This window comes from Psychrobacillus sp. NPDC096389, from assembly GCF_044762855.1.
In the GTDB taxonomy this organism is placed as follows: Bacteria; Bacillota; Bacilli; order Bacillales_A; family Planococcaceae; genus Psychrobacillus.
Map to the genome: position 1 here is coordinate 501417 of NZ_JBIWFB010000002.1, position 14149 is coordinate 515565.

Sequence of the window (14149 nt, forward strand, 5' to 3'; positions counted from 1 at the left end):
TCAAGATTCCTTTTTCTTTTGAAATCGTGGAGCTACTTTTCCGTTTTTTCGATCCCTGTTCAATAAAAACCCAGCAAAGAAGCCTAACCCTAAAACAGTGAAAATAATTCCGCTTATAAATTGGATGGCCAAGCCTCCAATAGGAAGAATTTGCAATCCGAAAAACGTATCTCTCATTAATTTAATCCCAAACGCTGCTAAAATTCCAGGAATTAATAACACGATTAAAGCCGCTAAACGACCCATTTTCTTCACTCCTGTTCTTACATTTTTAATTTTACATGCAAGAATATGATTGTCAACGAAAGAAACTTACGTTATGATGAATGAGAAGTGCAATAAGTTGCGAAAGTTAAAACGGGGGTGTGCATATTTTTGCAAAACATACTTATTGTAGGTGCAGGTAACGGTGGATATGCACTTCTGAAGTTGATGGAACAAGCTGATTACTTACAAGTTACAGCAATTGTTGATATCAACGAAGAGGCTCCTGGAATGATTTACGCAAGAGAGCATCAAATTCCTACTTTTTCAGATTGGAAGCCTCTTTTAAGCGGAAATATTCAAATCATTATTGATGTAACAGGGCAGAAAGCAGTGTTTCAAGAACTACTTGCAAATCGACCTGCTACAGCAGTCATTATACCTGGTGAAATTGCCAACTTAATCGTTACGTTATTGGAAGAAAAAAATGATTACATTCAAATCATTGACCGCAAAAAAATGATGCAAGAACTTATTTTTAATTCTATCGAAGAAGGCATGATCGGAATCGATAGCCGAGGAATCGTCCATTTTTTCAACAAAAGTGCGGAAAGAATGACGGGGATGCCACTAGAACAAGCAATTGGTAAACATGTGCATGAAGTAATTGGTTTAAGTGAATTACCAAGAATATTCGAGACTGGTCGTGTCGAACTAAACAAAGAACTCACTCTTGAAAGCGGTACCAAAATTGTTACGTCAAGGTATCCGATGATCAATGAGGAAGGGAAAAAAGTTGGCGCATTTGCAGTATTTAAGGATATCACGGAGGTACTTCAATTAGCAGAAGAGATTACAAATTTAACGGAAATCCAAAAAATGTTAGAAGCAATTATTTATTCGAGTGATGACGCTATTTCCGTAGTAGATGAAGAAGGAAAAGGGATTCTTATTAACCCGGCCTATACTCGAATTACTGGTTTCAGCGAAGAAGAAGTGATCGGCAGACCGGCAACTGCGGATATTTCCGAGGGGGAAAGTATCCATTTGAAAGTGTTGCAAACGAAAAAGCCGATTCGTGGGGTGAATCTTCGTGTTGGAAAACAGAAAAAAGAAGTGATTGTAAATGTTGCGCCAATCCTAGTGAATAGTGAGATAAAAGGAAGTGTCGGGGTCATTCATGACATGACCGAAATGCGCGGGCTTATGAAAGAACTGGATCGTGCAAAAACACTTATTCGTACACTGGAATTATCATATTCACTAAAAGATATCCTAGGAACATCCAAACAGATAATTTTCGCGATGGATCAAGCAAGGCTAGCAGCAAGTGTCCCTGTTACAGTCCTCTTAAGGGGAGAGGTTGGTTCAGGGAAGGATTTATTTGCTCATGCGATTCATAGTGAAAGTGATCGTGCCTTTCATCCATTTATTCGCGTTAATTGTAGCTCTATGGAAGAGCATTTATTAGAAAAAGAATTATTCGGCTTGGAAGAGAGTGGTTTAAGTCAAACAGGATTATTCGAGCATGCTGCGAATGGTACTATTTTCTTGGACGAAGTTGGGGAACTTACGAAGAAGACGCAAGCAAAATTGCTTAACGTTCTTAGAGAAAATGCCATAATTCGAGTTGGGGGAACTACTTCTATTCCTATAGATGTGCGAATCATTGCATCAAGTAGTATTAATTTAGAAAAAGCAATGCGTGAAGGCACATTTCGTGAAGACTTTTATTTTCAATTAAATCGAATGCCTATTCATATTCCAGCTTTAAGAGAGCGAAAAGAAGACATTCCACTTATAGCAGAGCATTTACTTGTAAAGCTTAACCAAGAATTTGGTCGGAATGTGGAAGGATTCACTGAGGAAGCGATGGGAAGTTTACTTGACTATAATTGGCCCGGAAATGTTCGTGAGCTAGAAAATGTTATCAGTCGTTCGATGATTTTCTTACAGCCGAACGATCGATTTGTAGAAGAACATCACTTACCAAAATCGATGCTTGTTTTAGCGAATGATGATGATGACACTTCAGATGGTACGCTTGCCGAGCAGATGGATGAGTTGGAGAAAAAAGTATTAGCACGGGCGTTAAAAGCTTGTAGTGGAAATAAATCGCAAACGGCAAAAAAACTGCAAATTTCGTTGCGTACGCTATATTACAAATTAGAAAAATACAATTTAGTTTAAAATGGGAGTTATGTTCAAGCAACAAGGGGTATTTAAAATATAAAGCAAAACATTTAACTACTGGGAGGAATTACACATGGAAATTTTCAAATATATGGAGACTTACGATTATGAGCAATTAATTTTTTGCCAAGACAAAACATCAGGGTTGAAAGCGATTATTGCGATTCATGACACGACACTTGGACCAGCACTTGGTGGAACTCGTATGTGGAATTATGCGTCAGAAGAAGAAGCAATTGAAGATGCATTACGACTAGCAAAAGGGATGACTTATAAAAATGCTGCTGCTGGGCTTAATCTTGGTGGCGGTAAAACAGTTATTATCGGAGATCCATTGAAAGACAAAAATGAAGAAATGTTCCGTGCATTCGGTCGTTTCATCCAAGGGTTAAATGGCCGTTATATTACTGCTGAAGATGTTGGTACAACTGTAGCAGATATGGATATTATTCATGAAGAAACGAATTATGTAACTGGTATTTCGGAAGCATTTGGCTCTTCAGGTAATCCATCACCAGTTACAGCGTACGGAGTATATGTAGGGATGAAAGCTGCGGCAAAAGAAGCATTTGGTTCAAATTCTTTAGAAGGTAAAACGGTTGCAGTTCAAGGTGTAGGAAACGTCGCATATACATTATGCGATTATTTACACAAAGAAGGTGCAAAACTGATTGTAGCTGATATTAACCAGACTTCAGTTGACCGTGCAGTAAATGCATTTGGAGCAGTACAAGTAGGCGTTGATGAAATTTATTCACAAGATGCGGATATATTTGCACCATGTGCACTTGGCGCAATTATTAATGACGATACAATTCCACAACTAAAAGCAAAAGTAATTGCAGGTTCTGCTAATAATCAACTAAAAGACACAAAACATGGGGATATTATCCATGAAATGGGCATTGCATACGCGCCGGATTATGTTATCAATTCAGGTGGCGTTATTAACGTAGCGGACGAATTATATGGCTATAATCAAGATCGTGCAATGAAACGTGTTGCTGGAATTTATGATACAATTGAAAAGATTTTCGCTATTTCTAAAAGAGATGAGATCCCAACGTACGTTGCAGCAGACCGCCTTGCAGAAGAGCGCATTGCACGTATAGGAAAATCTCGTAGCCAATTTTTACAAAACGGCAAACATATTATTACAAATCGATAATAAAAAGTAGACGAAAGCAAAATAATAGTTAACCAAATGATGGGCCGACTTTGAAAAAAGCGGCCTTCATTGGTTCTGTTTAGTATTAAGGAGGCTAATTCGTTGGCAAAAGAATATGATATAGTCATTATCGGTGGTGGAACAGGCGGGTACGTCGCTGCTATTCGGTCGGCTCAATTAGGATTGAAAACAGCAATCGTAGAAAAAGGTAATCTTGGAGGTACATGTTTGCATAAAGGATGTATTCCGAGTAAAGCATTACTTCGAAGCGCAGAAGTGTATGCAACGACAAAAAATCATGCAGCGGACTTTGGGGTAAATACTTCTGAAGTAACGCTTGACTTTAGTCGGGTGCAAGCACGTAAAGAATCCATCGTTAGCCAGTTGCATCAAGGTGTACAAGGGCTAATGAAAAAAGGTAAAATTGATGTGTATGAAGGTACTGGTAGAATGCTAGGTCCATCTATCTTTTCACCATCTCCAGGTGGAACGATTTCAGTTGAGATGAATAATGGGGATGAAAATGAAATGCTTATTCCGAAAAATGTAGTCATTGCAACGGGTTCAAGACCTCGAACTTTACCAGGACTTACAATAGACGGAACATTTGTCATGAGTTCAGATGAAGCATTGGCAATGACAGAGTTACCAAAATCGATTCTTATTGTCGGTGGTGGAGTCATTGGTATCGAATGGGCTTCCATGTTAAATGACTTCGGGGTAGAAGTGACAGTTATTGAGTATGCCGATCGTATTATCCCTACGGAAGACAAAGATATCTCCAAGGAAATGCAAAAACTACTTGCTAAAAAAGGAATTACATTTGCAACAAGTGCAAAAGTACTTCCAGAAACATTAGAAACTACGGACAATCAAGTAAAAATTACTGCAGAACTAAATGGAGAAAACAAAACATTTACTGCTGAAAAAATGCTTGTATCTGTAGGTCGTCAAGCAAATGTAGAAGGTATTGGTATCGAAAATACCGATATCGTTGTAGAAAAAGGATTTATCCAAGTATCTGAAACATTCCAAACAAAAGAATCTCATATATATGCAATTGGTGATGTAATCGGTGGTCTTCAACTAGCGCATGTAGCAAGTCATGAAGGAATTACTGCGATTGAGCATATCGCTGGTAATGAAATTTCACCGATTGACTATAAACTAGTTTCTCGTTGTATTTATTCGAGTCCTGAAAGCTCTAGCGTTGGTATTACAGAACAACAAGCAAAAGAGCAAGGATTTGATGTCAAGGTTGGAAAATTCTCCTTTAAAGCTATTGGGAAAGCATTAGTTTACGGAGAGTCAGATGGCTTTGTGAAAATTGTTGCAGATAAGAAAACGAATGATATTTTAGGCGTTCATATGATAGGACCGCATGTAACCGATATGATTTCGGAAGCAGGTCTAGCTATGGTTCTAGATGCAACTCCTTGGGAAATCGCCCATACGATACACCCGCATCCAACACTTAGCGAAATAATGGGTGAAGCGGCACTTGCTGTAGATGGTAAAGCTATTCATATGTAAAAAGGAGGAGTTCTACATGACAACAAATCGTCACGCAGAATTAGGGTTAACAAATGAAGATGTGTTGAAAATGTTCGAAACAATGCTAATGGCACGTCGTATTGATGAACGTATGTGGTTATTAAACCGCGCAGGGAAAATTCCATTTGTCATTTCTTGTCAAGGACAAGAAGCAGCACAAGTAGGAGCAGCGTTTGCACTTGATAATACGAAGGATTATATTGCACCTTACTACCGTGATATGGGTGTTGTTTTACATTTCGGTATGACTGCAAAAGATTTGATGTTATCTGCATTTGCAAAAGCAGAAGATCCAAACTCAGGCGGCCGTCAAATGCCTGGGCATTTTGGTCAAAAGAGAAATAGAATTTTAACTGGTTCTTCACCGGTTACTACTCAATTACCACATGCAGTGGGAGTAGCGCTTGCTGCTAAAATTGAAAAGAAAGATTTTATTACATTCGTGACGCTTGGAGAAGGTTCTTCTAACCAAGGAGATTTCCACGAAGGGTTAAATTTTGCGGGTGTTCACCAATTGCCATGTATTACGATGGTTGAAAATAATAATTATGCAATTTCTGTTCCATTTGAACGTCAAGTAGCGAGTAAAACGGTTGCAGACCGTGCATCCAGTTACGGAATGCCTGGAGTGACGGTCGATGGAAAAGATCCTATTGCTGTATATAAAGTAGTAAAAGAAGCGGCAGATCGTGCTCGTAACGGGGAAGGACCAAGCTTGATTGAAGCAGTAACTTACCGTCTAACTGCCCACTCTTCAGATGATGATGATCGTCAATATCGTACTGCCGAAGATATTGCAGAAGGTAAAGCATTAGATCCGCTTATTACGTTTGCAAAATATTTGCGAGATAATGATATTTTAACAACTGACTTAGAAAAAGAGATTAACGACCGCATTATGAAAGAAGTAAATGAAGCAACAGACTATGCTGAAAATGCACCTTATGCGGCTCCAGAAGATGCATTGAAATATGTATATGCAGAAAAAGATGGGGGGAACGCATAATGGCAATCATGTCTTATATCGATGCAATTACACTTGCAATGAAAGAAGAAATGACTCGCGATGAACGCGTATTCGTTCTTGGAGAAGACGTAGGTCGAAAAGGCGGTGTGTTCAAGGCAACAAATGGTCTGTACGATGAGTTCGGTGAATACCGCGTTTTAGACACACCTCTTGCTGAATCTGCCATTGCTGGTGTAGGGATTGGTGCAGCAATGTACGGGCTTCGTCCAATAGCAGAAATGCAGTTTGCAGATTTTATCATGCCTGCAGTGAACCAAATTATTTCGGAAGCAGCACGTATACGTTACCGTTCGAATAATGACTGGACTTGTCCGATTGTTATTCGTGCACCATTCGGCGGCGGTATCCATGGAGCGCTTTATCATTCACAATCAGTAGAAGCTATATTTGCAAACCAACCGGGATTGAAAATTGTCATTCCTTCTACTCCATATGACGCAAAAGGACTTTTAAAAGCGGCAATCCGCGATGAAGATCCTGTTATGTTCTTTGAGCATAAACGTGCATATCGACTTATTAAAGGCGAAGTTCCAGATGAGGATTATACAATCGAAATCGGAAAAGCAGATGTAAAACGTGAAGGGGAAGATATTACGGTCATTACGTATGGTCTTGCTGTTCATTTTGCTTTACAAGCAGCAGAACGTTTAGAAAAAGACGGAATTTCTGCGCATATCCTTGACTTACGAACAATTTATCCATTGGATAAAGAAGCGATTATAGAAGCAGCTTCGAAAACTGGAAAAGTTCTTTTAGTTACAGAAGATAACAAAGAGGGCAGTGTCATTAGTGAAGTAGCGGCAATTATTGCAGAAAACTGTTTATTTGATCTTGATGCACCGATTATGCGTCTTGCTGGACCGGATGTTCCTGCTATGCCGTATGCGCCAACGATGGAAAAATTCTTTATGATCAATCCAGATAAAGTCGAAAAAGCGATGCGCGAACTTGCAGAATATTAAGGGGGAACATACATGGCTTTAGAACAAATCAAAATGCCTCAACTTGGTGAAAGTGTAACAGAAGGAACTATTGAAAAATGGTTAGTAAAACCAGGTGACCATGTCAATAAGTACGACGCACTAGCAGAAGTAAACACAGACAAAGTAACTGCCGAAGTACCTTCTTCTTTTACAGGAGTTATTAAAGAACTTATTGCAAACGAAGGAGATACGCTTGCGGTTGGAGAAGTCGTTTGTACGATTGAAACAGAAGGTGGAGCTACGGAAGAAGCAGCAGAAGCAGCTCCAGAACAACCAACTGCTGAAACAGTTAAACCAGCAGAAGTACAAAAACATTCTACACCAGTTAACCGTGAAAAAGGGGCAAAAGCACGTTACTCACCAGCAGTGCTAAAGCTATCCCAAGAACACGGAATTGACCTGACATTAGTAAATGGAACTGGCAATGAAGGGCGAATTACACGCAAAGATTTGCTGAAGATTATTGAAAGTGGAGAAATTCCAGTAGCAGCGCAAGCAGAACCAGCAGTGGAGCAGACACAAGCGGCACCACAAGCAACACCACAAGCTCAAGTGACAGCTGCACCAAAAGCGGCTCCAGTAAATGTTCCAGTGGCAGTCGGAGATATTGAAATTCCAGTAACTGGTGTTCGAAAAGCAATCGCTGCAAATATGCTGCGTAGTAAACACGAAGCACCACATGCTTGGACAATGATTGAAGTGGATGTAACAAGCTTAGTACAGTATCGCGACTCACTAAAAGCAGAGTTTAAAGCAAAAGAAGGCTTTAACCTAACATACTTCGCATTTTTCGTAAAAGCTGTTTCCCAAGCACTAAAAGAATTCCCAATGATGAATTCGATGTGGGCAGGAGACAAAATCATTCAGAAAAAAGATATTAATATTTCGATTGCAGTTGCGACAGAAGATGCACTTTTCGTTCCAGTTATTAAAAATGCGGACGAAAAAACGATTAAAGGCATCGGACGTGAAGTAAACGAACTTGCTGCAAAAGTTCGTTCTGGTAAGTTAAAATCAGACGAGATGCAAGGTGGCACATTCACTGTAAACAACACGGGATCATTCGGTTCTGTTCAGTCTATGGGAATTATCAACTACCCTCAAGCGGCAATTCTTCAAGTGGAGTCCATCGTAAAACGTCCGGTTATTATGGATGGTGGAATGATTGCAGCACGTGATATGGTAAACCTTTGTTTATCACTTGACCACCGTGTACTAGACGGTTTGGTTGCTGGTCGTTTCTTAGCACGAGTGAAAGAGATTTTGGAGAATATTACAAAAGAGAATACATCTATTTATTAACAACAAAAGGCTCAAAATCGTTTTAACAACGATTTTGAGTTTTTTTATTTATATTTGAAAATGAATTTTGTATAAAAAATTAGGACTGATGTTATATTCCTTTAAAATTGTATAATAGGAATTAAGAATGTTCTGATTTATTATGTGTGAAAATGCTATAAAAGGGATAAGGGGGTCTTCTTAGTGCACGGATTAACGTATGAGCAGTGTATGAAGTTGTTTGAGATAAATCGTTTGATTACCCAAAGTCTAGACGTAAAAGAAGTCTTAAGAAACTTGGTCAATGCCGCTTTTGATTTGGTCGCACGTGCGGATACAATCATTATTTATGAATCGAAAGAAGATGGTTATTTACATTTTACGGATGGTATAGGCATAGGGAGTGAAGCGGCAAAGAAAATTCGATTTAAACCAGGTGAATCCATTACTGGTCGAGTTTTTCAAGAAAGAAAAATCTATAATATTTCTGGTGATAAATCCATAGAATTAATGAGGAACATGGAGTATGAAAATATGGAACTTTATAAGAAGGCGGTTAACTTCAAAAAAATAAAAAGTGTTATTTCTGCTCCGCTTACCTACAAAGATACGTGTATAGGCGTTATTGTTGTGGACAATTTCGAAGATGATAGTGGTGTGTTTACAGAACAAGAAACGCAAATCATTGAAATTTTAGCTAATCAAGCAGCAATTGCATTGTCAAATAGTCGATTTTACGAAGAACTTCAACAGCGAAACAATGATTTGGTCTACGCTCAGGAAGTTCACCATCGTTTCTCGAAAATTTTAATAGAGGGAAAGGGTATTCCACAAATCGCTCAAGTATTAGCACGAATTTTGAAGCACGACGTGTGCTATTCTGAGACGTATACAGAACTATCTAGATCGTTTCCCATCGTTTCATCTCAAGAGATATTAGGCTATCTACTGTTTAAACAGCCTGTTGAACAGTTTTCAAAACTTGAAAAAGTAGCCATCGAGCAAGCAGCAACATCCATTGTAATTGAACTGATCAAACAAAATAATCTCTTTGAAAGAGAGATACATTTAAAGGAAGATCTTTTTTTACAGTTACTCGATGGGGTGAATATAACAAATTTATCGGGATATGAAAAAATACAAGAGATTTCCAGTTATTCCTCTATTACTTGTGTACTTATAGAAGGAAGGATCAAACCACTTTGGAGTTTAGATTCATTCATCTCCAAAGAACGATTTTTACGAAATTTAGAAAGAGAATTGAGGAAAATTCAAGACAATGTTTTATTGTTTTGTCGCGGATTTGAGATAATTATTCTGTTCCCTAAGTTCACTTCTGTTACCTTTAATAATTTAAAAAGTATTGTTGAAAAGGGATTTTTACAAGATTTAGATGTGATCTTGGGTATAGGGCGGACTGTAAGTGTCCAAGCGCTGTCCGAAACGTATCTTGAAGCTAAAGAATCATTACACATAGCCAAAAGTAAAATTGCAGAATCTATAGTAAGATTTGAAGATTTAGGTTTTGAACGGTTATGGCATGGTCTTGATGAAAAGGTATTAAAAAAATATGTTCAAGATCATCTTGGTAAATTAATGAATAAAGACAATCCCGATCATTTTACGCTAAGAAAATATGTTGAACTGAATGGAAAACACAAAGAAACTGCACAGGAATTAATGATTCATCCTAATACATTAACCTATCGATTGAAGAAAATTGAAGAAGAGTTATCAATTGATTTGCGCATTAAAAAAGATTTGTTAGCAATTATGACTTCGTTTGAAATGCTTGATTATTTACAAGAGAATTTGTTATAAACTCCAAAAAATTTCACTTCTATTTGTTCTTTCACACATACTAATAGTGGTAGTTAAATTATTATAATTAGTGTGAATAAACAAACTATTTAGGAGTGATTAGAATGGTAACGACATCAGTCAATCAAATAGGAGAGGCTAAATTAGAAATACCTATATACCAAAACTATATTAATGGGGAATGGGTAACTTCTAAGACGAATGAATTGTATGACAGTATTAACCCAGCTAATACAAGTCAGGTTTTGGGAAGATTTCAGAAGTCATCAGTTGAAGATATACGGCTGGCAATTGCTGCTGCAAAAGAAGCTTTTCCAGAATGGTCAAAAGTTTCAGCACCAACTCGAGGAGACGTTATTTTCAAGTTAATTAATCTATTGGAAGAACATAAGGAAGAGTTGGCTCTGATTCTCACAAAAGAGGTTGGTAAAGCAATCCGTGAATCCAGGGGAGAAGTCTTGAAAACGATTCAAGCAATGAAGCAATTTAGTGGGGAAGCAACACGGCTGGCAGGTGAAACATTGCCCTCCTATAATGAGGAAATTTTTGCGTACACCGTTCGTGAACCGTTAGGAGTTGTTGGTGTTATTGCACCATATAATTTCCCTTTAGGAATAGGAATATGGAAAATTGCACCTGCTATTATTGCCGGAAATACAGTCGTATTCAAACCAGCTAGTACTACTTCCCTCATTAGTGTGAAAATCATGGAGCTATTTGAAAAGGCTGGTGTACCTGCTGGAGTGGTGAATATGGTTACTGGCTCAGGAGCAGTTATTGGAAAAGAATTTGGTGAGAACGAAGAATTGAAAGCGGTATCATTTACAGGTTCTACAGATGTCGGGGTAGCTTTAGGAAAAGCAGTAACACAACATGGGGGTAAAATGCAGGCAGAAATGGGTGGAAAAAACCCAGCCATTATCTTAGAAGATGCCGATTTGGACTTAGCAATTGAAAGCATTGTTACAAGTGGTTTTTTTGATAATGGACAGCGTTGTACGGGTACTAGTAGACTAATCGTTCCAAAACCTATTTATCGTGAAGTAATTGATCGCCTTGTTGCAAAAGCAGAATCACTTGTAATTCAAGATGGACAAAGTGAGGACGCAACAAATGGAGCAGTCATTGATGAAAATCAATTAAACACGTATTTACATTATGTTCAAAGTGCAGTGGATGAGGGAGCGACGTTAGAAACAGGTGGAAAACGCTTAACAAAAGGCGATTTGAAAAATGGTTATTTTGTAGCACCGACTGTTTTTAGTGGTGTTCGTCCTGATATGACCATTGCAAAAGAAGAAATCTTTGGACCGGTTATTGGAGTTTTAGAGGTAGATGATTATGAAGAAGCTCTTGCAATGGCTAATAATATAGAATTTGGTCTGTCTTCAACAATTTATACGAAAGATTTGGAAAAAGCATTCCATTTTGTGCGCAATATACAATCAGGTGTGACTCATGTAAATCTTCCATCTACTTATTTTGAAAACCATTTTCCTTTTGGTGGCAAGAAGGAATCTAGTATCGGACCGAGAGAACAAGGAAGTACGGCATTAGATTTTTGGACGGATATCAAAACAGTTTACATGAAACCATGATTGGAGGAGTCTAAGTGAAAATAGGAATGATAGGCTGCGGTGCAATGGGTGCAGGCATTGTAAAAAACTTATTGAAAAATCATCATCAAGTTTGGACTTTCGATCCCGATCAAAGCAAACAGGAATCCATGAGAGAACTCGGTGCAGTTCCAGTTTCTTCAATGGAGTCAGTTGCATCAGAATTAGAAGTCATTATGTTATCGTTGCCACTTACGGAACTAGTGGAAGAAGCAATTATAGGCGAAGGAGGTATCCTTGCTCATTTAGAAAAAGGAACTTATATACTGGATATGAGCACAACAGATGTTAACATTACGAAAAAATTAGCACAGTATGCAGAAGAAGCTGGAGTATATTTTTTCGATTGTCCAGTTAGTAATGGTCCGGTTGGAGCTGAACAAGGCACGTTGACGATAATGGTAGGTGGTGAAAGAGAAAAATTTGAAACAATCCAACCTATCTTAAATGTTATAGGGGAGGAGATAAGATATATTGGTCCTGCGGGTTCCGGACAGGTTGTAAAGCTATGCAATAATATGGTTGTTGCTGGAATTATTGTATTGCTAAGTGAAACATTATTGACAGGAACAAAAGCAGGTGTAGATGTAAAAAAGATTGCAGAAGTAATGTCCATTGGTTCAGCTCAGTCAAAAGTTCTTTCTGTTTTCGGTCCCAATTTAATCAATGATACGCATCATAACGTGAATTTTTTACTCAGTCATATGACAAAAGATGTGCGTTTGTTTAATGAATTAGCGAAAGAATCTCAAGCTGCGACTTTTGTTAGTCCTATTGTAGAACAACTTTTTGAAATAGCAAAAATTCAAGGAAAGGGGAATCTAGATACTAGTGCAGTTGGACAAATGCTAGAGATGTTTAGCAATCATAAAATTGTACACTAACTTTATGGGGGGATAGTATTGCTGAAAGATTGGAAGCTTCATATTATTGTTCTATTTTTTGTATTAATAGGGGAAGCGATAGGTGTTATACAATTCAATTTAGGTGTAGGTACTATTGCTTTGTTCCCAATGCTCTATGTATTATTAATGGGCGGAATTGTAAGTTTTCCAAAGTTCAAATGGATGAATGAAGCGCAGATGAAAAAAGCAGCCGGAATACTTGGGATATCCTTCATGTTGTTTGTTGCCAAACTTGGTTCCATGTTGGGACCGTCTTTGCCCAAAATATTTGAAGCTGGTGCATCTTTAGCAGTTCAAGAAATCGGTCATGTCATTGGAACTATTATAATTGGATTGCCGATTGCATTACTCATTGGTATGAAAAGAGAGTCGATTGGTGCAACTTTCTCGATAGACCGAGAGCCTAATTTAGCCATTATTTCAGAAAAATATGGAGCAGATTCACCAGAAGGAAGAGGGGCATTAGGAGTCTATATCTGCGGGACCGTTTTTGGCGCAATCTATTTAGCTTTACTTGCAGGTTTTTTAGGAAGCCTTGGTATTTTTCACCCGATTTCATTGGCAATGGGAGCTGGTGTAGGTTCAGGAAGTATGATGGCTGCCGCGTCTGGAGCGCTTGCTGTAACTTTTCCAAATGATGCCGATGATATCGCTTTATTTGCGGCAGCGGCTAACTTAATTACAACGATTTTAGGAACTTATATTTGCGTATTCTTCTCTCTTCCTGTGACAGCACGCCTATATGAATGGCTCGAACCAATCATTGGACGTAAACGGAAGGAGGTTGCAAAGTAATGCTAGAAAAGTCAAAAGTATTAGTATTGATCGGCATTATTGCAATCCTCGGAAATTGGGTAGGATATGATGTATCTCCGATTGCAGCACTTCCAGGGATAATTCTTATCGTACTATTTACTGTAATCGGTCTAAGTTTAAATGTGGCCATACCTAAAATACCGGCAGTCATTTGGATTTCCTTAATTGCGTTAATTGCGACTACTCCAATTTTCCCTGGTAACGAATGGATTGTTGAACAAACAGGGAAGATTAATTTTATGGCATTAGCTACACCTATACTAGCATATGCCGGTTTATCCCTCGGAAAAGACTTGGAAAGTTTTAAAAAGTTAGGTTGGAGAATTGTTATTGTTTCACTAGTAGTCTACACTGGAACATTTCTATTCGCTACATTATTTGCTGAAATTGTATTTAAACTGCAAGGTAGATTTTAGTTCACTATGTATGATTAATCGGAAACCAATCAGCGTATCAGTTGATTGGTTTCTATTATTGTATTAATGAAAAATAAGTCATACTAGAAAGGGAAGACTTTTATTGGGAATATGTTAATATAATAGTAAATATAAACTAAATACTCCCAAAAGAGAGGTAGATTA

12 protein-coding genes are annotated in these 14149 nt (G+C 38.1%); 11 read left to right on the top strand and 1 reads right to left on the bottom strand.

From position 1 onward, the window contains the following. The gene (locus tag ACIQ38_RS08875; RefSeq protein ID WP_400785622.1) at window positions 1-246 is read right to left on the bottom strand and encodes a DUF2627 domain-containing protein; all 246 of its coding nucleotides are present in this window, start codon (window positions 244-246) and stop codon (window positions 1-3) included. Between the two features lie 129 nt (window positions 247-375). Between ACIQ38_RS08875 and ACIQ38_RS08880 the strand changes: the two genes are divergently transcribed. From ACIQ38_RS08880 to ACIQ38_RS08930, 11 genes are all read left to right on the top strand, one after another. Further along, on the top strand, window positions 376-2394 hold the full coding sequence (locus tag ACIQ38_RS08880) for a sigma 54-interacting transcriptional regulator (RefSeq protein WP_402821077.1): 2019 nt from the start codon (window positions 376-378) through the stop codon (window positions 2392-2394). A 76-nt stretch (window positions 2395-2470) separates the two neighbouring features. Next, window positions 2471-3565 carry a branched-chain amino acid dehydrogenase gene (gene bcd, locus ACIQ38_RS08885; protein ID WP_402821079.1) on the top strand — a complete coding sequence of 365 codons (1095 nt, stop codon included), beginning with the start codon at window positions 2471-2473 and terminating at the stop codon, window positions 3563-3565. A 102-nt stretch (window positions 3566-3667) separates the two neighbouring features. Then, entirely contained in the window at window positions 3668-5098 is a 1431-nt protein-coding gene (lpdA, locus tag ACIQ38_RS08890) for a dihydrolipoyl dehydrogenase (protein ID WP_402821082.1), read from the top strand. A gap of 16 nt (window positions 5099-5114) precedes the next feature. Beyond that, window positions 5115-6125, top strand: coding sequence for a thiamine pyrophosphate-dependent dehydrogenase E1 component subunit alpha (locus ACIQ38_RS08895; RefSeq protein WP_402821085.1), 1011 nt, complete (start codon window positions 5115-5117; stop codon window positions 6123-6125). Beyond that, entirely contained in the window at window positions 6125-7108 is a 984-nt protein-coding gene (locus ACIQ38_RS08900; RefSeq protein ID WP_402821088.1) for an alpha-ketoacid dehydrogenase subunit beta, read from the top strand. The genes ACIQ38_RS08895 and ACIQ38_RS08900 overlap by 1 nt, the downstream gene beginning before the upstream one ends. Before the next feature lie 12 nt (window positions 7109-7120). Beyond that, entirely contained in the window at window positions 7121-8431 is a 1311-nt protein-coding gene (locus tag ACIQ38_RS08905) for a dihydrolipoamide acetyltransferase family protein (protein ID WP_402821090.1), read from the top strand. Between the two features lie 183 nt (window positions 8432-8614). Next, the gene (locus ACIQ38_RS08910; RefSeq protein ID WP_402821093.1) at window positions 8615-10231 is read left to right on the top strand and encodes a helix-turn-helix domain-containing protein; all 1617 of its coding nucleotides are present in this window, start codon (window positions 8615-8617) and stop codon (window positions 10229-10231) included. Window positions 10232-10335: 104 nt separating this feature from the next. Next, on the top strand, window positions 10336-11829 hold the full coding sequence (locus tag ACIQ38_RS08915) for an aldehyde dehydrogenase family protein (RefSeq protein WP_402821096.1): 1494 nt from the start codon (window positions 10336-10338) through the stop codon (window positions 11827-11829). A gap of 14 nt (window positions 11830-11843) precedes the next feature. Beyond that, the gene (locus tag ACIQ38_RS08920; protein ID WP_402821099.1) at window positions 11844-12731 is read left to right on the top strand and encodes an NAD(P)-dependent oxidoreductase; all 888 of its coding nucleotides are present in this window, start codon (window positions 11844-11846) and stop codon (window positions 12729-12731) included. An 18-nt stretch (window positions 12732-12749) separates the two neighbouring features. Then, on the top strand, window positions 12750-13547 hold the full coding sequence (locus tag ACIQ38_RS08925) for a DUF3100 domain-containing protein (RefSeq protein ID WP_402821102.1): 798 nt from the start codon (window positions 12750-12752) through the stop codon (window positions 13545-13547). Beyond that, the gene (locus ACIQ38_RS08930) at window positions 13547-13984 is read left to right on the top strand and encodes a hypothetical protein (RefSeq protein WP_402821105.1); all 438 of its coding nucleotides are present in this window, start codon (window positions 13547-13549) and stop codon (window positions 13982-13984) included. Before ACIQ38_RS08925 ends, ACIQ38_RS08930 begins: the two co-directional genes overlap by 1 nt. Window positions 13985-14149 lie beyond the last annotated feature (165 nt).